This window comes from Bacteroides sp. An279 (assembly GCF_002159615.1).
GTDB lineage: Bacteria > Bacteroidota > Bacteroidia > Bacteroidales > Bacteroidaceae > Phocaeicola > Phocaeicola intestinalis.
The window spans coordinates 21,831-42,972 of record NZ_NFJA01000019.1 but is presented as its reverse complement, the minus strand read 5'-3'; the positions used below and the strand labels follow the sequence as shown (position 1 = coordinate 42,972).

Below are 21,142 nucleotides of genomic sequence, written 5' to 3'. Positions count from 1 at the left end.
CTTTCTTTTTGTGCAAAGCATATTCGGAAGGATGCCATTGCCTTTGCGGAAGCCTCCTATTGTTGTTTCGGGCATCTCCCTTTTACGTTCTCCAATTGGAAACCGTACGGTTTTCAATTGGAGAACATACGGTTTTGATATCAAAAACGTACGGTTTCCAATTGGAGAACGTAAAAAGGAGACATCTGAAAACCGATTGTCTTCCTTTCGAAAATAAATTGTTAAATGAATGTCCTCATTTTGCCAAATTGCTTGTAGGGGCGTATCGCATACGCCCGAAAGCGTCCACGTGGGTAAGTTGGTGCATCCGGGCGTATGCGATACGCCCCTACATTGGCTATTTGCGTTATACCCAGTGCGGTAAAAAAATGTGCAGAAGCAGCTTATATCTGCATGGTAATATATTCATAAAGTGACATTTGTGCGGGCAGGTCGATGTTCAGCCGCATGCGTAAGCGCAAGGTTTTGGTGCGGACTGATGTCGGGTTGATGCCCAGCAGCGAAGCCTCGTCGTTGGTGTCGAATCCGAACAGGTAGAGGCAGCAGTATGCCCACTCCGATTCGTTCAGGTCGGGACAGCGGTTGATGACGTAACGGCGCAGGCCGGGATATACCTTTTGCGCTTGTTGTTTGATTTGTTCCCATAGCTCTTCGCCGATGAGCGTCCGGATGTTTTGCGGCTTCTTCTGCTTTGCCAGCTGGTGCAGTTTCTTATATACAGGCGAGCTTTCCAGCATGTTTTCCCGCAGGGTGCGGTAGCGGGCGGTCAGTGTTTCCATTTCTTCGCGCATCCGCTCCAGTGCCTTTTCCTCTTCTTCCGAATGTTTCAGCAGGGCGTTTTTCCGCTCCATCTCGATGGACAGTTCCAGCAGGCGGTTGCGTGTATCGCGCAGGTCGGCTTGTTGCAGCAGGAGTTTCTTTTCTGTCCGCTTGCGGTAGCCGAAGTATGTCCACAGCATGGCCAATACCACTATCAGGCATACGGCGAAAGCCAGCAGATAGCCCGTTTGCTTGAGCCGAAGCTCTGCGTTTTCGGTCATCAGCTTCTGGTGCTTGTAGCGGTTTTCTATTTCGAGTATTTTCGATTCGTTGGAAGCAATAGATAAGGAATCATTGATTTCTGTGTATTGTTCCAAGTAGTTGAGGGCTTGCTCAAATTTTCCTTCCAACTTGGCTATTTCGTATAAATTCCAATATACAACATAGCGGTTTATTCCTTCATCGATAGGTATCTTTTGCAAGATGTCTTTTGCCTTTTGTAGTTGGTTGGTTTCTATATATAGGCTGGCTAAAGCAAAGTAATCGGGAACTGGGTTGGCATCCTTGTTTAAAGCTTGGTAAAAATAGTTTTCTGCAGATTTGTATTCACCTTTCATTTGATAGATATTGCCATACGCATTCAGAATGGAACGGTAAACATTTTTATCGTTCAGTGTTTGGCAAAGAGAGTCAGCCTTTTGTAGATAGGTTAATGCTAATGATAAAGAATCCATAGCTGCATAATTCATGCAAATATCTCTTAATGCACACACATAGCTTCTTGGATTATTTGCTTTTTTAAACCAAAAAGCAGCTTCTGTCTTTTTCTCAAGTGATTTGGAGGTATATTCATAATCAAAATAGAGGTCTGCCATATACGAACAGGTATATCCCATTAATTGGTAATCCTCCTTTTCCTCTGCGATAGTATATATGCGTGCGTATATATTCATAGCTTTATCGCTTTCACCTTCATGGGCATGTGCCATGCCTAAATAGAATCCGGCTTTCAGGCATTCTTCTTCCGTGCCTTGTTTCTTGTACCAATTGAGTGTCCTTTCCATGTCTTCGATAGAAGGAACGGAAACATGAGAGGTGCGGTGCGAAAGCTCTGCTTTCAGCATGCACCAGCGCGCAAAGCTTCCGGCATTTAGTGTATCCGTATCGATGGAAGCCAATAAAGCGTAGGCACTGTCCGGTTGTGCTGGCATCAGGTTTTCTACCTTATTTAATAAAGTAGGGCTTGCCGGATGGTTATTGCATCCACCTAAAATGGTTGCAATAATCAAGACAAAAAATGGGTTAATAAAAATAGTTAATGAATATCCGCATTTTACCCAATTTGCTTGTAGGGGCGTATCGCATACGCCCCTACATGGGATGTTTGCGGATATTCATTTTATAAAAACATCGTTAGCAAAGGAATGCTAATCACCGAAAGCAGGGTGGTGATAAACGTGCCTTCCGCCATGATGACTTCCCCTTTCCCATACTGGATGCAGAACAGAGTGCCGTAGGAAGCTACGGGCATTGCTGCCAATACCACGTTGATGTTGGCGATGGTTTCCTCTACCCGGCACAGGCGCGAGAGGTATAATATCAGGAGGGGAACCAGCATCAGGCGGAGGGCAGACATGAGGTAGATAGCCGTATTGCTGAACATGCGCCAGATAGGGACCTGGGCAATGGAAGAGCCTACGATGAGCAGGGCGGCGGGCACGGTGATGTTTCCCAAGAGGACGAAAGGCGTGCTGAGCACTTTGGGAGGTATCCAGCCGGTCACTACAATCAGAATGGAAAGGTAAGAAGCTATCATCGCCGGACAATAGAGCGTGCGCCAATCGAAGCGTACCTTGCCTTCTCCTCCCGAAACGAAGAGGGTGCCGAACACGAATATCAGCAAGGTGCTGGGGAAGTTGAGGATGCAGGCATAAAACACCGCGTTTGCCCCGAAGATAGAAGCTACGATAGGGTAGCCGATAAAGCCTACATTGCCGAAAGCCAGCATGAAACTATAGATACCCCGGTCGGCAGCCTTTACGGGCAGGATCCGTGGAAGCAGGAAAGCTCCGCCGATAAGAACGATATAGGTAGCGAATCCCACGACGAGCAAGGGCAGGATAAAGCCTTTGTCGGGAAGCGTGTCGCCCATTACGGAAGACAGAATCAGGCTGGGGCAGGTTACGTTAATCACTAAAACAGATAGTTTGCGGTCGAAATCCGCGTCCATCATTTTCTTTTTGCTCAGGAAGTAGCCGATGATTACGATGATGAACAGAATAACCATCTGCGTCACAATAGCGTTCATAAGTCTTTGTTTATTGTCGTTGCAAAGATAGAAAAGAGTTTTGATAGTGTGAAACTCTTCACCTTATTTTCTCCGATAAGTTTGTTGGGCAGGGTATGAACTAATGTATGATGGAACGGCTTAGAATCTTCCTATACGTTTCGCACCGTTTCCGTAGAGACGATGTGCACATCGTCTTTACCATGTGCCGAAACAAATTAACGCTTGTTTATGTGAATATTAGCTGAAAAGTTTTTTGCTTATTCTTTTTTCTTATAAATTTGCAGCCTAAATTCGGGGAGGGTATTCCCGATAGGAAAAGACGAAAAAGCTAAATGCATTCTATATGAGTAAGAAATTTACCGAATATTCACAACTGAACCTTTCTGACATCAATAAGGAAGTGCTGAAGAAATGGGACGAGAACGACGTGTTCTCCCGCAGTATGACAGAACGTGAAGGGCATCCTTCTTTTGTATTCTATGAAGGGCCTCCTTCGGCAAACGGTATGCCGGGCATCCACCACGTAATGGCGCGTACGATTAAGGATACTTTCTGCCGTTATAAGACGATGAAAGGTTTTCAGGTAAAGCGCAAGGCTGGCTGGGATACGCACGGGCTTCCGGTGGAACTGGGTGTAGAGAAAGCGTTGGGCATTACGAAGGAAGACATCGGCAAGACCATTTCGGTGGCTGAATACAATCAGCATTGCCGCACGGACGTGATGAAGTTCACCAAGGAATGGACCGACCTGACCCACAAGATGGGCTATTGGGTAGACTTGGATAATCCGTATATTACGTATGACAACCGCTACATCGAAACCTTGTGGTGGCTTTTGCAACAACTTTATAAGAAAGGCTTGCTCTACAAAGGATATACCATCCAGCCTTATTCTCCCGCGGCAGGCACGGGACTTAGCTCGCACGAACTGAACCAGCCGGGATGTTACCGGGACGTAAAAGACCTTACTGTAGTAGGCCAGTTCAAGATAAAGAACCCGAAACCCGAAATGGCGGAGTGGGGAACTCCTTATTTCCTGGCATGGACCACTACACCGTGGACATTGCCTTCGAATACCGCGCTCTGCGTTGGTCCGAAGATAGACTATGTAGCTGTGCAGACTTACAATCCTTATACCGGCGAGAAGATTACGGTAGTTCTGGCAAAGGCTTTGCTTTATACACACTTCAACAAGAAGGCGGAAGGCATGGCGCTGGAAGACTACAAGCCGGGCGACAAGCTGGTACCGTTTAAGGTGGTAGGCGAATACAAGGGACCGGACTTGGTAGGCATGGAATACGAACAGCTTTTCCCGTGGGTGAAACCCGTAGAGTTGGACGAAAACGGAAACTGGCGTGACGCTTCTGCCAAGGCTTTCCGTGTCATTGCGGGTGACTATGTGACCGTAGAAGACGGTACGGGTATCGTACACATTGCTCCGACCTTCGGTGCTGACGATGCTTTCGTGGCAAAAGCCGCTGGCATCCCTTCGCTCTTCATGATTAACAAGAAAGGCGAGACACGTCCGATGGTCGACCTGACCGGAAAGTTCTACCTGCTGGACGAACTGGACGAGAAGTTCGTTGCCGAGTGTGTGGACGTAGATATTTATAAGGAGTATCAGGGCAGATGGGTGAAGAATGCATACGACCCTCAGTTCACCGTCGATGGCAAATATGATGAGAAGGCGGCGCAAGCAGCTGAATCGCTCGATGTATATATCTGCATGAAGATGAAGCAGGCGAACCAAGCGTTCAAGATGGAAAAGCACGTGCACAACTATCCGCACTGCTGGCGTACCGACAAGCCGGTGCTTTACTATCCGCTTGATAGCTGGTTTATCCGCTCTACGGCTTGCAAGGAACGGATGATTGAGCTGAACAAGACCATCAACTGGAAACCGGAATCGACCGGTTCGGGACGTTTCGGCAAATGGCTGGAGAACCTGAACGACTGGAACCTGAGCCGTTCGCGCTATTGGGGGACTCCGCTTCCTATCTGGCGCGACGAAGACGGTGCCGAAATCTGCATCGGTTCGGTAGAAGAATTATATAATGAAATCGAGAAAGCGGTTGAGGCTGGTTTCATGGCGGAGAATCCGTACAAGAAACTGGGCTTCGTTCCGGGAAAATATACGAAAGAGAATTACGACAAGATAGACTTGCACCGTCCGTATGTGGACGATATCATCTTGGTTTCGCCTGCGGGCAAACCGATGAAGCGCGAGGCGGACCTGATAGACGTATGGTTTGATTCGGGTTCGATGCCTTACGCGCAATTGCACTATCCGTTCGAGAACAAGGAACTGGTGGATAGCCGTTCATATTATCCGGCAGATTTCATCGCCGAAGGTGTAGACCAGACCCGCGGATGGTTCTTTACCCTCCATGCGATAGCTACGATGGTATTCGATAGCGTGGCTTACAAGAATGTCATTTCCAACGGATTGGTGTTGGATAAGAACGGAAACAAGATGTCGAAACGTTTGGGCAATGCGGTAGACCCGTTCAGTACCATCGAGAAGTTCGGTTCCGACCCCTTGCGCTGGTACATGATTACGAACTCGGCTCCGTGGGATAACCTGAAGTTTGATACGGACGGAGTGGACGAAGTGCGCCGCAAGTTCTTCGGCACCTTATATAATACCTATTCGTTCTTTGCTCTTTATGCCAATGTAGACGGCTTTACCTATGCCGAGAAAGAAGTGCCGGTATCAGAACGTCCGGAAATCGACCGCTGGATTCTGTCTTTGCTCAATTCGTTGATAAAAGATGTAGATGCTTGCTTCAATGATTACGAGCCTACAAAGGCAGGACGCTTGATAACGGATTTCGTAAACGATAACCTGAGTAACTGGTATGTGCGCCTGAACCGGAAACGTTTCTGGGGAAGCGCGATGTCGCAAGACAAATTGTCGGCTTACCAGACCTTATACACTTGTCTGGAAACGGTGGCGAAACTGATGGCTCCGATTGCTCCGTTCTATGCCGACCGCCTGTATATCGACCTGATAAAGGTGACGGAGCGTGACCATGTGGTATCGGTACACTTGGCAAACTTCCCCGTAGCGGATGAAAGCCTGATAGACAAGGAACTGGAAGCGCGTATGCAGATGGCGCAGGATGTGACTTCGATGGTACTGGCTTTGCGCCGCAAGGTGAATATCAAGGTGCGCCAGCCGCTTCAATGCATCATGGTTCCCGTAGTGGATGAGGAACAGAAACGTCACATCGAGGCAGTGAAGGATTTGATTTTAAGTGAGGTGAATGTGAAAGAGCTTCAGTTTGTAGAAGAAGCCGGTGTGCTGGTGAAGAAGGTGAAATGTGACTTCAAGAAGCTGGGGCCGAAGTTCGGTAAGCAGATGAAAGCCGTAGCAGCAGCTGTGGCAGAATTGTCGCAGGAAGCCATTGCCGAACTGGAACGGAACGGGAAATATGCGCTTCAGCTTGCGGATGGAGAAGCGGTAATAGAAGCATCGGATGTGGAAATCTACAGCGAAGATATCCCCGGCTGGCTGGTTGCTAACGAAGGCAAGCTGACGGTAGCACTTGAGGTGACCATCACTGAATCCTTGCGCCGTGAAGGTATAGCACGTGAACTGGTGAACCGCATTCAGAATATCCGTAAGAACAGTGGTTTTGAGATAACCGACAAGATTCATTTGGTATTGTCAAAAAATCCGAATACAGATGATGCGGTAAAAGAATATAATACGTATATTTGCAACCAAGTGCTGGCAAACTCATTGGAACTGTCTGATGAGGTGCCGGGTGGTGTTGAACTGAACTTTGATGATTTCACGTTGTATGTGAAAGTGTCGAAACTCTAATTATTAACTTTAAAATTATTATTTTATGGCTGAAAAGACAAGATATTCTGACGCAGAACTCGAAGAATTCCGCGCTATTATCATGGAGAAACTTCAGCTCGCCGAGCGCGACTATGAAAAATTGAAAAGCAGTATCATGAATACGGACGGCAACGATACGGACGATACTTCCCCTACTTATAAAGTATTGGAGGAAGGTGCCAACACGTTGTCGAAAGAAGAGACAACCCGCCTGGCAGCCCGTCAGCTGAAGTTCATCCAGAACTTGCGTGCCGCATTGGTACGTATTGAGAACAAGACGTACGGCATTTGCCGCGAGACGGGGAAACTGATTCCGAAAGAAAGGTTGCGTGCCGTGCCTCATGCCACGCTGAGCATTGAGGCAAAGCAGCATGGAGTAAAATAAATGATTGAGTCGGCAAGGTATCGGTTGACAAGGTGACAGGGCTGTAAGATAGAAAGATAAAATGTCCGAAAGAACCTTGTCAACTTGTCAACTCGTTAGCTTGTCACCTATAATAAAGTGGATAGATGAAGAAGATTCTGACGCAAGGGCGTCTGGCGGCTTTGATAGTTTTCGTGGTATTGGTAATAGACCAGGTAATCAAGATTTGTGTGAAGACAGGAATGTACTTACACGAAAGCATTCATATTACAGATTGGTTTTATCTTGTTTTTGTGGAAAATAAAGGAATGGCTTTTGGAATGGAAATCCTTCCGAAGCTACTTCTTACGATGTTCCGTATTGTGGCAGTCATATTCATTACGTGGTATTTGTATAAGGCTACGCATCGGGCAGAAAAGTTGAAAACAGGGTATATCGTTTGTTTGGCTTGTATGCTGGCTGGAGCCATAGGCAACATCATTGATTGTGTGTGCTATGGTGAAATTTTCAGCGAGAGTACTTCTTATACACTGGCCCATTGGGTGCCGGTAGGTGAAGGATATGGCTCTTGGCTGCATGGCAAGGTGGTGGATATGTTCTATTTCCCTATTATTGATACTTATTGGCCCGACTGGATGCCTTTCTGTGGCGGTGACCGCTTTATTTTCTTCAGTCCCATTTTTAATTTTGCAGACGCTTCAATCAGTTGTGGAGTGATTGCAGCATTTTTGTTTTATAGTCGGACATTGGGACAAGAGTTTCAGAAAATGGAGAATACCAAGGAAGAAAAACAATCATGAGAACAACGACTGGATTGTATGTAGTATTGGCTTTAGGCTTGCTGGCAAGTTGCGGGAAGAAGATTCCCGATGACATTATCCAGCCGGATGCCATGGAGAGTCTGCTGTATGATTATCATCTGGCTTCTACCATGAGCACCTCGTTGCCGTATGCCGAATCGTACAAGAAAGACGCTTATTTGGATTATGTTTTCCAAAAGCATCAGGTGACCGAGGCCGAGTTTGACTCGTCGATGGTATGGTATACCCGTCATGCAGAGGAACTGGCAACAATTTACCGCAGCTTGCAGGAACGGTTGGAGAAAGAGGAAAAGCAGATGAAGGAAGTAGTGGCAAAGCGGGACAATCAGATTGATGTCTCGATGTCGGGCGATACGGTAGATGTATGGCAAGACCGTCCGTTGTATTGGCTCTCTGCTTCTCCGTTGACCAACAAGGTGGTTTTTGATTTGAAGACGGATACGACATTCAAGCCTTATGATGCTATGGAGCTGAAGGCTGATTTCCACTTTATCCCTTCTTCGGCGAAACAATCGGGCAAGGCTGTCATGGCACTTAATTTTTATTTCGATAACGACAGTGTGCAAGGCTTGACCCGCATGGTTACACATTCGGGGATGCAGCGTTTGTATCTGCGTCCCGATTCGGCTTTTGCCATTCAAAGCATCAGTGGTTTTGTTTATTTTATGGATGAAGAGTCTACGGGAACATCGTTATTGGTAAATGATATCCATTTGACCCGTTATCACGTAAAAGAGAAAGAAGCTGTTTCTGTGCCGGATACTGTTGCAGTCAGAGATACATCAAGGCTGGAGCGGAAAGAAAGAGTGGTAGGCCGTAGTCAAATACAACCTGTCAGGAAAATAGAGAACAGAAAATGAGACGTGTGGCTACGCACCGTGTTTACCAAGTGAATACAGGGGATTGGCTGTCTTTTCCGGTGCTTGAATTGGATGAAGCTGGGAATGTTGTCCGGATATATCCGTTGGCAGAGGAAATCAGTCATACAGAATGGTTGCCTGGCATGATTTTCGTGTCTCCTTTTTTTATAGAAAGAAAAGGTAGCGAGCCGTTTTCTGTTTTTTTTCATCGGCTGAATCAGGAAGTGGCATGCTTGCCTGTCAGTTCTTTGTCTTGCCGTGCCTATTGGCTTACTTCTTTCAATCTTTCTGCATTAGAATTTACTTCGGAAAGCCGTATCATTGCATTATAGTTGTCTGTTAATACTTATTCGTCAAAGTTTAGCCGGAGTTGAATCCATTCTTTTTTCTCGCTGTTGCGAGAGGTAAACGAATTTTCTTTGGGATTGGATACGGAAAGTCCCAGCAGGCGCACAGGGTGAGTTTCGTAATCTACTCCATTCAGTAATTGCTTGGCGAGAGGGAGGATTTCTTTCAGGGTGCGGAGCGGTTTGTCTGTACTCAAGCTACGGGTGATTTGGGTGAAATCATGGAATTTCACCTTAAGGGTCAGGGTAGAGCCTTGGAAGTTTTTCCGTTCTAAGCGTTCGCACAGTTCGCAGGCCACGTGGTATAATTCGATGATGACCGCAGAACGTACAGATATGTCTTTTTCCAGGGTATGCTCGCACCCGATGGATTTACGGATACGGGTTGGTTCTACAGGCCGGTTGTCAATACCGCGGGCGAAATCGTAGTAAATCTGTCCAGCTTTACCGAATTGGCGCACAAGCATTTCCAGCGAACATTCGCGCAATGTCCGTCCGTTATAGATACCTAGAATATGCATTTTTTGTGCCGTGACGGGGCCTACACCCCAAAAAGCCTCAATAGGTAAGTGATCGATAAAGTCTTGTGCCTGTGCCGGATGGATGGTGCATAAGCCGTCAGGCTTGCGGAGGTCGGAAGCTACTTTGGCGAGGAATTTGTTGTAGGATATACCTGCCGAAGCTATGAGGTGCAGTTCATCGCGGATGCTTCGTTTGATTTCACGGGCTATATCTACCGCCAGTTCCATGCCTTTCTTATTCTCGGTCACATCGAGAAAGGCTTCGTCCAGCGAGATGGGTTCGATGAGGTCGGTGTAGCGGTGGAAGATTTCGTGTATCTGTGCTGATACTTCTTTGTACACGTCCATTCTGCCTTCGATGAAATGAAGATGAGGGCAGAGTTTACGCGCTTTGACCGACGACATAGCAGAACGTACACCGTACTTGCGGGCTTCGTAGCTGGCAGCAGCCACTACGCCGCGTTTGTCGGCGTGGCCTACGGCAACGGGTTTTCCTTTCAACTCGGGATGGTCGCGTTGCTCGATAGATGCATAGAAGGCATCCATGTCAATATGGATGATTTTTCGTTCGGTTGTCATAAAGTAAGGCTTTCTTCGTGCAAATTTAATGAAAGTTTTGTACTTTTGTGCGACTTGTGGTTTTTGGAACACAAGGATGCGGAGGCGCAAAGCGTTTTCTTGAAGATTTTTTTGTGTTTTTGTGTCTCGACGCTTCTGTATTCCTTATATAAATAGGTATGATATGATGAAAGAAGAAATCAGGAAAGCATGTGAAGTGATGTATAAAGGAGGAGTGATTCTCTATCCCACTGATACGGTATGGGGCATCGGGTGTGATGCTACCAACGAGGAAGCAGTGAAACGGGTGTATGAAATCAAGCGGAGGGCAGACAGTAAGGCGATGCTTGTGCTGGTAGATAGTCCGGTAAAGGTCGACTTTTATGTACGTGAGGTTCCTCCTGTAGCATGGGATCTGATAGAGATGACCACCAAACCCTTGACCATCATTTACGATGGCGCGAGAAATTTGGCACCTAACCTGCTTGCCGAAGACGGGAGTGTAGGTATCCGTGTGACCAATGAGGCTTTTTCGAAAGAACTTTGTTTTCGTTTCCGCAAGGCTATCGTTTCCACTTCGGCAAATATCAGCGGGCAGCCGTCACCGGCAGTATTCAGCGAAATAAGTGAGGAAATCAAGCAGGCTGTGGATTATGTGGTAGACTATCGTCGGGAAGAAACCGGTCATCCCAAACCATCCAGCATCATTAAGTTGGGTAAAGGGGGCGAAGTGAAGATTATCCGTGAATGAAATGAACTCCATGCGAGGAAAGAAACGGGGGTTAACACGATGAGGCGATTTTTTATTTATGGAATGATAATTCATGAAAATCTGCATGTATCCGTGTTTCTTCCGGGTGAATTAAATAACTGAAAATAATGAGGACTTCTGAAGAGAAATGGGATGTGCTTCAGCGTTTCATCAAGTGGCGCGAGAAGCACATTAAAGACAAACAGTTCATTCTGATACTGAGCTTGCTGGTAGGTGTGTTTACGGCACTGGCAGCTTACGTGTTGAAGTTTCTGGTAGAATATATCAAAGAGTTCCTGACTGACCGTTTCGACCCGATGGGTGCCAACTGGCTGTACTTGGTATATCCGGTGGTCGGTATTTTTATTACAGGATTGTTTATCCGTAAGGTAGTGCGTGATGACATCAGTCATGGGGTGACAAAAATCTTGTATGCTATCTCGCGGAAGCAGAGTCACATCAAGCGGCATAATATGTGGTCGTCAGTGTGTGCTTCGGCAATAACCATCGGCTTCGGTGGTTCAGTGGGAGCCGAGGCGCCGATTGTGCTGACTGGTTCGGCTATCGGTTCTAACTTGGGAAGCCTGTTTCGCCTGGACCATAAGACGTTAATGCTTCTGGTGGGATGCGGGGCAGCCGGGGCAGTATCTGGTATCTTCAAGGCACCCATTGCGGGGCTGGTGTTTACGCTGGAAGTGCTGATGATTGACTTGACAATGGCATCCTTGCTTCCGTTGCTTATCACTAGCGTGACAGCTGCTTCGGTGTCTTACCTGCTGACGGGTACGGAGGCGATGTTCCAGTTTCATCTGGATTATCCTTTTTCGCTGGAGCGTATTCCTTATGCCATCGGGCTGGGTATCTTCTGCGGATTGGTGGCATGGTATTTTACCCGTGCAATGAACTGGATAGAGAATATCTTTCGCCGTTATCCCAACCCGTACGTGAAGTTTGTGATAGGAGGAGCGATGTTGAGTGTTCTGATTTTCCTTTTCCCGCCGCTTTACGGTGAAGGCTACGATACTATTACACTGCTGCTGAACGGTACCAAGGAGAGCGAATGGGACACGGTAATGAATAATTCGCTTTTTTATGGTGATACGCACTTACTGATACCTTACCTGTTACTGATTATCCTGTTTAAGGTGTTTGCTTCCAGTGCTACGAACGGCGGTGGAGGCTGTGGTGGTATTTTTGCTCCGAGCCTTTTCCTAGGGTGTATTGCCGGTTTCGTTTTCTCGTACGTATGCAATGAATGTGATTTGGCCACTACTTATATCCCGGAAAAGAACTTTGCTTTAATGGGAATGGCGGGCCTGATGTCGGGCGTAATGCATGCTCCGCTGACAGGTGTTTTCCTGATTGCAGAACTGACAGGTGGTTATGCCTTGTTCTTGCCGCTGATGATTGTTTCGGTGTGTGCCTACCTTACTATTATTGTGTTCGAACCTCATAGCATCTATTCGATGCGTCTGGCGAAGAAGGGCGAACTGATAACTCATCATAAAGACAAGGCAGTGCTGACATTGATGAACATCGAGAGTATTGTGGAGAACGATTTTCTGAAAGTTCGCCCAGACATGGACTTAGGCGAGATGGTGAAAGTTATCTCTCAGTCGAAACGTAATCTGTTTCCCGTGGTTGATGTCAACGATGAATTGATAGGCATCGTGAAGCTGGACGACATACGGAACATTATCTTTCGCCAGGAGCTGTATCACCGGTATTGGGTGGAAGGCTTTATGGAAAAGCCTAAGGCACGCATCGTAAAAACCGATTCGATGGAAGAGGTGATGAAGAAATTTGATACTACGGGTGCATGGAACTTGCCGGTAGTAGATGAGGCTAACCGTTATTTGGGATTCGTGTCGAAGTCGAAAATGCTGAATACCTATCGTCAGGTGTTGGTAGACCTTTCGGCAGAATGAGAAACATAAACAAGAAAAAGATATATGGAAAAGACTGATTTACGTATCGTCTATATGGGTACTCCTGAATTTGCAGTGGAGAGTCTGAAATGTCTGGTAGAGGGCGGATACAATGTAGTAGGGGTTATCACGATGCCCGACAAGCCGGTGGGACGTCACGGAAGTGTGCTCCAGCCCAGTCCGGTAAAAGAGTTTGCTGTTTCACAAGGATTAAAGGTGTTGCAGCCAGAAAAACTGAAAGACGAACATTTTCTGGAAGAACTTCGTGCCTTGCATGCTGACCTTCAAATCGTGGTGGCGTTCCGGATGTTGCCCGAAGTGGTATGGCAAATGCCCCGTTTGGGTACATTTAATCTTCATGCTTCCTTATTGCCTCAATATCGGGGAGCGGCTCCTATCAATTGGGCGGTCATCAATGGAGAGACAGAAACGGGTATCACTACCTTCTTTCTAAAGCACGAAATCGATACGGGGGAAATTATCGACCAGGTCCGTGTTCCCATAGCCGACACGGACAATGTAGGTATGGTTTATGACCGACTGATGAGGCTAGGGGGTAATCTGGTGCTGAAGACTGTCGATGCTATCCTTAATAATAATGTGAAGACTGTTCCACAGGAAAAATTGGCAGAAGGAACCGTCCTTCATCCGGCACCAAAGATATTCAAGGAAACGTGTCGCATCGACTGGACGAAAGGCGTGAAGGCGGTATACGACTTTATCCGTGGATTGTCACCTTATCCTGCTGCGTGGACAGAACTGTGTGAACCGGATGCATTGCCTGTTACATTGAAGATATATGAGACAACCAAGGAATTTGCCAGCCATTCGCTGGTCCCTGGTACCATTGTGACCGACAGAAAGTCTTATTTCAAGGTAGCTACTACAGACGGTTACCTTCATCTTCTGTCGTTGCAGCTGGCAGGCAAGAAACGGATGGATGTTTCCGATTTTCTGCGAGGTTATCGCCATACGGACGCGGCAACGGTGAGGTAAGGGTAAAATTATAGTTTCCAGCAGATGAAAGAATTTATTCTTTCAGTGCTTTCCATTCGGCACGGCTGTTTGCCCCACTGTTATAGAAAATTCTGAAACCTTTATAACCGGAAGGGTAGAACTGGTCGATGCTTTCCAGTGTGAACGAAATCATCGATTCGGTGGAGGTGGTGGCGTAATCACCTCCGGCATCGTGTCGTAATTCTACGGGTAGCAGGCCTTCGGTATCGGGACTGCTGCCTTCTTTCACTATCAGATTGAACCGATGGTAAGTTTGTGCACTTCCTTCGTAAGTATATTGGATATTGAGGTGATTTTTGCTGAGCGATGCATTGGTGATTTGCAGCGGGTCAGTTCCAAACATGTCTACACTGTCTGCTTTTAGCATTTCGGCTCTTCGGGTTTCCACTTTATAAAGCAGGTCGACAATACGCACAGGGTAACTTTCGTGGGTGCTTCGTGGAGTGACATAGTTTAAGTAGACGAATCCTATCAGTACGCGTTGTCCGGTAGAGTCGGCGTCTATTTGGCTGATCATTTCTGGGTTTTCGGGCATCAGAGTGCCGTATCTGTCCGATTCAATGGACAGGAGTTCTCCGTTCATCATTACAGTGCCCAAGGTGGAGAATGTGCCAGCATCGCTTTGGGTCAGGTTGTCGAGGGTATCGTCCTTGGTCAGTGTACAAGAGGGAAGAGTTCCCATAAGCCCCGCAATAGTCAAGGCAACTAAAAAGTATTTTACTTTCATCATAAAATCTGTATCTTTGTCATTTTTATGAATAAATGCGAGAGGGGCATAATTACTGCATCTGCCTTTGTTAAAACAATTTAACGCACATTTTTGGAAGAGTCGATGCAGTATTTGCACAATCATTACATTTTCAATAAAAATGCAACAGAAAGCAGACATATCAGAAGAAGAACTGGTGCTTCGATGTAAGCAGAAAGATATGCAGGCACGCCGTTTGCTCTACGAGCGTTATGGTGGTGCTTTGCTGGCTATTTGTCTTCGCTATACAGGAGACAAAGAGGTTGCCGAGGATATCTTGCACGATGGCTTCCTGCGCATTTTTGAATCTATAAGCCAACAGTTTACCTATCAGGGCGAAGGTTCGTTAAAGGCATGGCTTTCGCGGGTGATGGTCAATGAGGCACTTGGCTATCTGCGTAAGCGGAATGCCCAAGTACAGCAGGAAGTGTTGCTGGATGAGATTCCCGATATGCCCGATGCTGACGAAGACGATTTCAATGGCATACCTCCCTCGGTTTTGATGCAGATGGTCAAGGAATTACCTGAAGGCTACCGCACAGTGTTTAATCTTTATGTGTTCGAGGATAAGAGTCATAAGGAAATAGCTTCGATGCTGGGAATCACGGAGCATACTTCATCGTCCCAGTTCTATCGGGCAAAGAATTTGCTGATTAAAAAAATTAATAATTATAGAAAAAAGGAGTTGCAATGATGGACAAAGACAGATGGGCTGCACATTTTAAGAAAAAGATGGAGGACTATTCCGAACCTTTGCCTGAAGGGTTGTGGGAAAGACTGGAAGCAGAAATGTCATCTTCGCCGAAGGTTGTGCCGATGTGGCGGATGCGGCGTTTTGCTGTAGCTGTTGCAGCGGCGTTGGTGGTATCTGTATCGGTTCTTACTGCTTGGTTAGCAGGATTCTGGGCTGAAGAACTTGAGCAGCCCGATGCTGTGGTGGCAGAAAAGAATACCTTCCCAGTTGCTCCTGATGAAAAACCTTTGCTTCCTTCTGTATCCCGTCCTTTATCGAAGGTGGCAGTCGAAACACCTTTACTGGCTGATGCCCGAATGACACATTCGCTAAGTGAGTCGCCGGTGCAGTCTTTGTCGGAGGTGGATGATTCGGAAACGGTTGCGACGCCAGAAGGTGAGGAGAGTACACGACAAACAGGAGAAAATCTTCTCTCTGCTTCCGAATCAAAGGTGCGTAAGCATCGCCGTGCATTTGATCAGGAACAGATGCAGCGGAACCGTGAAGTGTGGGAAGGGAAAAAGGAAAATGCTGAAAACCGTCATTGGTCAATAGGGCTCAATACAGGAAATATGCCTTTCAGTTCGTCTAACTCATTCAATGGGGTAGGTCGATTGAGTTTACAGGCTGCGCAAGTTTCGGTATCGGATATGGTGATGGCTTCCGAAGATGCCGGACGTACTGCTTATAATCAGTTATTGTTTAATAATCGTGACCAGACTTCGAAGACCGAGATACATCACAAGATGCCTGTCACAGTGGGGGCATCGTTTAAATGGAATTTCTCGTCCCGATGGGCACTTGAGACAGGGTTGACTTATACGCTCCTTTCGTCCGACCTTCGTTCGGGGACGGATACCTATCTCGAAGAAGAGCAGAAGTTGCATTATATCGGCGTACCGGTGAAATTGCATCGTTCACTGTTTGACAGCCGGTGGATTTCGCTTTATGCTTCGGCAGGTGGAATGGTGGAAAAATGTGTGTCTGCCAGTCAGGATGTGGTTTATGTCAACGGAATGACTTCGCGTGAGACGGAACATCACTCGTTGCATATTAAGGAATGGCAATGGTCGGTAACGGCGGCTGCAGGTGTACAAGTGAACATCACACCGCAGATAGGGTTGTATGCCGAGCCGGGTATTGCATATTATTTTGATGATGGAAGTGATGTGGAAACTATCCGGAAGGAACATCCACTTAATTTTAATCTTCAAGTGGGTTTGCGGTTCAGCTTGACGAAGTAGGTGTCATAGGAACAGTTTCTTAAAATGGGGGGTGAGTTTGTTTTGCACAATTTTTCTTAAAAACAGCAGGATATCTGAATAAATTTACGTATGTTTGTTATTCATTAATAACTAAGACGTATGAAAACAGACTTGAAAATATCTCCTTCCCTGCTTGCTGCCGATTTCAGCAATCTGGAACTAGAACTTGAGAAGGTAAATCAGAGTGATGCCGACTGGTTGCATATTGATATCATGGACGGTGTGTTTGTACCGAACATTTCTTTTGGATTTCCCGTATTGAAATATGTGGCGAAACTTTCACAGAAGCCATTGGATGTACATCTGATGATTGTGCAGCCCGAGAAGTTTCTCCGTGAAGTGAAAGAGTTGGGGACAATGATGATGAATGTGCATTACGAGGCTTGTGTGCACTTGCATCGGGTAATACAACAGATAAAAGATGCCGGTATGAAGGCTGGTGTGACACTGAATCCATCCACCCCGGTATCAATGTTGGAAGACATTATCAATGATGTGGACATGGTACTGCTGATGAGTGTAAATCCTGGATTTGGTGGACAGAAGTTTATTGAAAATACCATAAATAAAGTACGCGCCTTACGTTCATTGATTGACCGAAAGCAGGCTGATGTGTTGATAGAAGTGGATGGAGGAGTAAACTTGGAAACAGGTGCCCGGCTGGTAGAAGCGGGAGTAGATGTGTTGGTGACAGGAAGTACGGTGTTTAAGGCACCCGATTTTGGAGAAATGGTGCATCAACTGAAATCATTGGCTCATTGATGTGCTTGACCGTTTGACTGCTTACCCGTTGTTCCGGTTGACTCTTGCTTTGGCAACCGGAATTTTTGTTTCCGGATTTTTCTTTTCGGAAATCACATGTGTGTCAGAGCTGGAGATAGCATGGGGATGTACTTTTGTAATTGCTTTGGCATGCTATCCTTTGAAAGTTTACCGGTGGCGGATGCTTTTCGGGATAGTGGTTTATGTGAATGTCGCTTTATTAGGGGCAGTCTTGTTTTTATCAGAGCGGGAGGCGATTCGTTATGCATGGGTAAAAAAACCGGTTGTTTACATCGGTACAATCGTGGATGTTCCTCATCATAAGCCGAAAACCATGCAGGCAGTGGTGCAAGTAGAATGTATGAAAGTCGATTCGGCACAGTGCTGGCAGGCTGTGGATCGGAAAATTGTGTTATACTGGATGCCGGATTCTATTCAAGGTGTATTGTCATGCGGTGATCGTTTGGTCTTTCGTTCACGTATCAGTCGTCCGGTTTCGGATGTTGAACTTTCCGGTTTTGATTATGGATTGTATCTGGAGCGTCAAGGTATCGCAGGTACTGCGGTAGCCTTTGCCGGAGACTGGCAGAAACTGAAGAGCCATACAAGTCTTTCTTTCCGGCAGCGTGCTCTGCTTTATCGTGAGCAGATTGTTCGTATTTTCCAGTCGTGGGGGTTGGAAGGAGAAGTTCTTGCTGTGGTTTCGGCACTTACGGTAGGGGATAAGAGCGAGTTGACACAAGAACTGAAAGATTCGTATACGGCTGCAGGAACCAGTCACATATTGGCATTGTCTGGAATGCATATTGTTCTATTGGCTTTCATTGTGTCGTGGATACTTTATCCTTTGCGATATGTGCGTGGTGGAAAATGGCTCTTAAGTATTTTGATTGTAATTTTTTTATGGAGCTTTGCTTTTCTTTCAGGTTTAAGTCCTTCGGTGATTCGTGCGGTGGTCATGTATACTTTGTGTGTGGTGGCTGCCGTATTTACAGAAAGTAGGTTCGCAGGTGTCTCATCCGTTTCGTTGGCTGCTTTTTTGATGTTGCTTTATCAGCCGATGTATCTGTTTGATGTCAGTTTTCAGTTGTCTTTTGTGGCTGTATTGTCTTTGCTGGTTATTTATCCGTTGGTGGAAAGGCTGTTGCATAGTCGTTGGTGGGTACTCAATTATCTTTGGCAATCTTTGGCAATATCGTTTGCAGCCCAGCTGGGGACACTTCCTTTTATCTTGTGTTATTTCGGTACATTCCCTGCTTATTTTTTACTTGCCAATCTGGTTGTGACTCCTTTATCTGTTGTTATTTTAGCATTGACGCTAATCTGTTTGGTATGCGGAGCGATATCTTGGCTGGTGAAAGGATTGTCTTTGTCAGTGCAAGTATTGAATGGGATAATGGAGTGGGTACAGGGGTTGTCTGGGTCTCAAATTACGTCTGTTTATTTTTCTCCGTTGCAGGCGTGGCTGTTGGCTTTGTGTATAGTGGCAGCTTTATTGTATGTTTCCCGTAGGTCTGCTCGGAAACTGATTGCAGTTTTGTGTTGTTTGGATGTTTTAATGGTTACATTTCTTGTTGACCGTCTGGCTTTGACAGAGGATTATCTTTATTTTTCTCGTTCTGGCATCTATACAAAGCGCGAGCACAATGTCGTGCAATTATTTGCAAAGAATGGTATCTGTCAAATAAAAACATTACGGGTAGCACTGGCTAATGATGCACGCTGGAAAGACAAAGAAGTAACGGAACGGCTTCCGCTTGACTATATTTATATATGTAAAGGATTTAAAGGAGATATGGAGGATTTGACTGCTCTTTTCCAGTTGAGGAAGGTTGTGTTTGATAATGCATTGAATGAATCGTATAAAAAACGATTGAGGGACGAATGTGAATCATTAGGGATAGCTTGTGTGGATATGACAGAAAAGGGTTCGTATGCTGTGTTGATAAAGTGAACTTCGTCTGGTGTAAGATTAATAATCTTCCGCTTGTAAGATTAATAATCTTACAGCCTGAAGATTATTAATCTTACAGCGGATGGACTTATATGAGTTTGCCGACGCACCTATATCCGCGGGCTTCCGCAACCGGCTGCGTCTTGCTATGAATTCTATCTTTTGTTCACGCTTTCTTTTCTTTGATGAATCCCACACAGCAAGCACCGGCAAAGAGCAATATGCCAGCCAGTACCAGCATATTTACTTCGGGAGGAACATTGCCTTCACGGGTGAATAAATGAAGTATTTGTCCTCCTGTAGCGGCTGCTACAATTTGTGGGATGCAGATGGTTCCATTGAAAAGTCCCAAATATGTTCCCATGTGGCCGCCCGATAGTGAGTTGGTCAGGATGGTGAACGGAAGAGCCAGCATGGCAGCCCAAGCGCAACCTATCAGCAGGAATGCAACAAACAGCAGGTATTGGTCGTGGATGAAGAAGGTAGACACAAAGCCGATGCCTCCCAGTACCAGACTCAAGGAATAAACTAGCTTGCGGCTCTTGAAAGAAGGCAGGATTACCGCCCATATAACCGAACCGATGGCCTGTACGGCAAATAAAATACCCACCCAGTCGCCTGCATTTTGGTATTGTTTCGATTGTGTATCGAGTACCAGTGAGGTTATTCCGTCTTTCACGATTTCGACAGAAGGTGTGTCGAATACGTTGGCGGCTACCGTTCCGTTAGTGTATGTCCACATGAACATGAATGCTGCCCAGCAGAAGAACTGTACCAGCCCTACCGTCCAGAAAGCTTTCGGTGCTTTGACCAGCAGGCGGAACACATTTGTTTTTTCTTCTTCTCCGCTAGTGGCAATGCCATGGTATTCGGCATAGAGTTGCGGTGGATATTCTTTCACTTTCACGGTGGTGTAGATAACACATAGGATTAAGATGGTGGCGCCTACGTAGAATGAGTAGATGACCGAGTCGGGGATAACACCTTTGGGAGCGATATTGCTGATGCCAAGAGTAGCGAAAATAAAGGGAAAGAGGTAGCCTGCAAGGCTTCCGGCATTGCAGAGGAAACTTTGTATGGAATAGGCAAGTCCCTTTTGTTTCTCGTTCACCATGTCACCTACCATCATTTTGAACGGTTGCATGGCGATGTTGATGGAGGTGTCGAGCAACATCAGTGAGAACAGACCGAAAACCATAGCTGCCGATACGGTCATACCGAAGCTCCCGGCATTGGGTAGCATACACATTACCAATACGGCGATGATGGCTCCGATGAACAAATAAGGGATGCGCCTGCCGAAACGGCACCATGTACGGTCGCTGAACACTCCGATGAGCGGCTGTACGATGATTCCCATTAGGGGAGGTAGTATCCAGAAGTAACTCAGGCTGTGAGGGTCGGCACCCAGCGTGGAGAAGATGCGGCTAATGTTGGCGCTTTGCAGGGCGTAGGCTATCTGTACGCCGAAAAAGCCGAAACTGATGTTCCACAGTTTCCAGAAACTAAGGTTAGGTATTTCTTTCATGGTTTATGAGTGTTTTTATAATCTTATTGTTTCGAATAGCACGCGACTGCACGGACGAACTACAATCGTCCGTGCAGTCGCGTAAT

Annotated in this window: 17 protein-coding genes; 12 read left to right on the top strand and 5 right to left on the bottom strand. The window is 46.3% G+C overall.

What is annotated here, in order from left to right; translation table 11 throughout:
• Positions 1 to 383: 383 nt before the first annotated feature.
• The gene (locus tag B5F78_RS05370; protein WP_140400042.1) at positions 384 to 2,048 is read right to left on the bottom strand and encodes a tetratricopeptide repeat protein; all 1,665 of its coding nucleotides are present in this window, start codon (positions 2,046 to 2,048) and stop codon (positions 384 to 386) included.
• A gap of 110 nt (positions 2,049 to 2,158) precedes the next feature.
• Positions 2,159 to 3,067: an AEC family transporter gene (locus B5F78_RS05365; protein ID WP_087406216.1), complete on the bottom strand. Its 909-nt coding sequence runs from the start codon at positions 3,065 to 3,067 to the stop codon at positions 2,159 to 2,161.
• A gap of 325 nt (positions 3,068 to 3,392) precedes the next feature.
• On the opposite strand from B5F78_RS05365, the gene ileS reads away from it, so the two are divergent.
• The 5 genes from ileS (at position 3,393) to B5F78_RS05340 (ending at position 9,276) form a co-directional block, all read left to right on the top strand.
• Positions 3,393 to 6,878, top strand: a complete 3,486-nt coding sequence (gene ileS / locus B5F78_RS05360; protein WP_087406215.1) for an isoleucine--tRNA ligase — start codon at positions 3,393 to 3,395, stop codon at positions 6,876 to 6,878.
• Positions 6,879 to 6,903: 25 nt separating this feature from the next.
• A complete protein-coding gene (locus tag B5F78_RS05355) occupies positions 6,904 to 7,284 on the top strand; it encodes a TraR/DksA family transcriptional regulator (RefSeq protein WP_013619469.1) in 381 nt (126 codons plus the stop codon).
• A gap of 125 nt (positions 7,285 to 7,409) precedes the next feature.
• Positions 7,410 to 8,063 carry a lipoprotein signal peptidase gene (locus B5F78_RS05350; protein WP_022038962.1) on the top strand — a complete coding sequence of 218 codons (654 nt, stop codon included), beginning with the start codon at positions 7,410 to 7,412 and terminating at the stop codon, positions 8,061 to 8,063.
• Positions 8,060 to 8,944 (top strand): DUF4296 domain-containing protein, encoded by an 885-nt coding sequence (locus tag B5F78_RS05345; RefSeq protein ID WP_022038961.1) that lies wholly within the window; start codon positions 8,060 to 8,062, stop codon positions 8,942 to 8,944. Before B5F78_RS05350 ends, B5F78_RS05345 begins: the two co-directional genes overlap by 4 nt.
• Entirely contained in the window at positions 8,941 to 9,276 is a 336-nt protein-coding gene (locus tag B5F78_RS05340) for a hypothetical protein (RefSeq protein WP_022038960.1), read from the top strand. Before B5F78_RS05345 ends, B5F78_RS05340 begins: the two co-directional genes overlap by 4 nt.
• A gap of 14 nt (positions 9,277 to 9,290) precedes the next feature.
• Here B5F78_RS05340 and dinB read toward each other — a convergent pair whose 3' ends face one another.
• On the bottom strand, positions 9,291 to 10,391 hold the full coding sequence (gene dinB / locus B5F78_RS05335; protein ID WP_022038959.1) for a DNA polymerase IV: 1,101 nt from the start codon (positions 10,389 to 10,391) through the stop codon (positions 9,291 to 9,293).
• A 166-nt stretch (positions 10,392 to 10,557) separates the two neighbouring features.
• Here dinB and B5F78_RS05330 point away from each other — a divergent pair, with 166 nt between their 5' ends.
• The 3 genes from B5F78_RS05330 to fmt all read left to right on the top strand — a co-directional run bounded on the left by B5F78_RS05330 (position 10,558) and on the right by fmt (position 14,045).
• Positions 10,558 to 11,121 carry an L-threonylcarbamoyladenylate synthase gene (locus B5F78_RS05330; protein ID WP_164470539.1) on the top strand — a complete coding sequence of 188 codons (564 nt, stop codon included), beginning with the start codon at positions 10,558 to 10,560 and terminating at the stop codon, positions 11,119 to 11,121.
• 128 nt (positions 11,122 to 11,249) lie between these two features.
• Positions 11,250 to 13,049, top strand: a complete 1,800-nt coding sequence (locus B5F78_RS05325; RefSeq protein WP_022038957.1) for a chloride channel protein — start codon at positions 11,250 to 11,252, stop codon at positions 13,047 to 13,049.
• 24 nt (positions 13,050 to 13,073) lie between these two features.
• On the top strand, positions 13,074 to 14,045 hold the full coding sequence (gene fmt / locus B5F78_RS05320) for a methionyl-tRNA formyltransferase (protein WP_087406214.1): 972 nt from the start codon (positions 13,074 to 13,076) through the stop codon (positions 14,043 to 14,045).
• 34 nt (positions 14,046 to 14,079) lie between these two features.
• Here fmt and B5F78_RS05315 read toward each other — a convergent pair whose 3' ends face one another.
• Entirely contained in the window at positions 14,080 to 14,796 is a 717-nt protein-coding gene (locus B5F78_RS05315) for a NigD1/NigD2 family lipoprotein (RefSeq protein ID WP_158100100.1), read from the bottom strand.
• Positions 14,797 to 14,953: 157 nt separating this feature from the next.
• On the opposite strand from B5F78_RS05315, the gene B5F78_RS05310 reads away from it, so the two are divergent.
• From B5F78_RS05310 to B5F78_RS05295, 4 genes are all read left to right on the top strand, one after another.
• Complete coding sequence (locus B5F78_RS05310) at positions 14,954 to 15,508, top strand: RNA polymerase sigma factor (RefSeq protein WP_087212366.1); 555 nt, start codon at positions 14,954 to 14,956, stop codon at positions 15,506 to 15,508.
• Complete coding sequence (locus B5F78_RS05305) at positions 15,505 to 16,791, top strand: outer membrane beta-barrel protein (protein WP_087406212.1); 1,287 nt, start codon at positions 15,505 to 15,507, stop codon at positions 16,789 to 16,791. The genes B5F78_RS05310 and B5F78_RS05305 overlap by 4 nt, the downstream gene beginning before the upstream one ends.
• Positions 16,792 to 16,911: 120 nt before the next feature.
• Entirely contained in the window at positions 16,912 to 17,574 is a 663-nt protein-coding gene (gene rpe / locus B5F78_RS05300; RefSeq protein ID WP_087211302.1) for a ribulose-phosphate 3-epimerase, read from the top strand.
• 1 nt (position 17,575) lies between these two features.
• Entirely contained in the window at positions 17,576 to 19,528 is a 1,953-nt protein-coding gene (locus tag B5F78_RS05295; RefSeq protein WP_087406211.1) for a ComEC/Rec2 family competence protein, read from the top strand.
• A gap of 166 nt (positions 19,529 to 19,694) precedes the next feature.
• Here the strand turns inward: B5F78_RS05295 and B5F78_RS05290 are convergent, their stop codons facing one another.
• Positions 19,695 to 21,056, bottom strand: a complete 1,362-nt coding sequence (locus B5F78_RS05290; RefSeq protein ID WP_087211308.1) for an MFS transporter — start codon at positions 21,054 to 21,056, stop codon at positions 19,695 to 19,697.
• Positions 21,057 to 21,142: the final 86 nt, after the last annotated feature.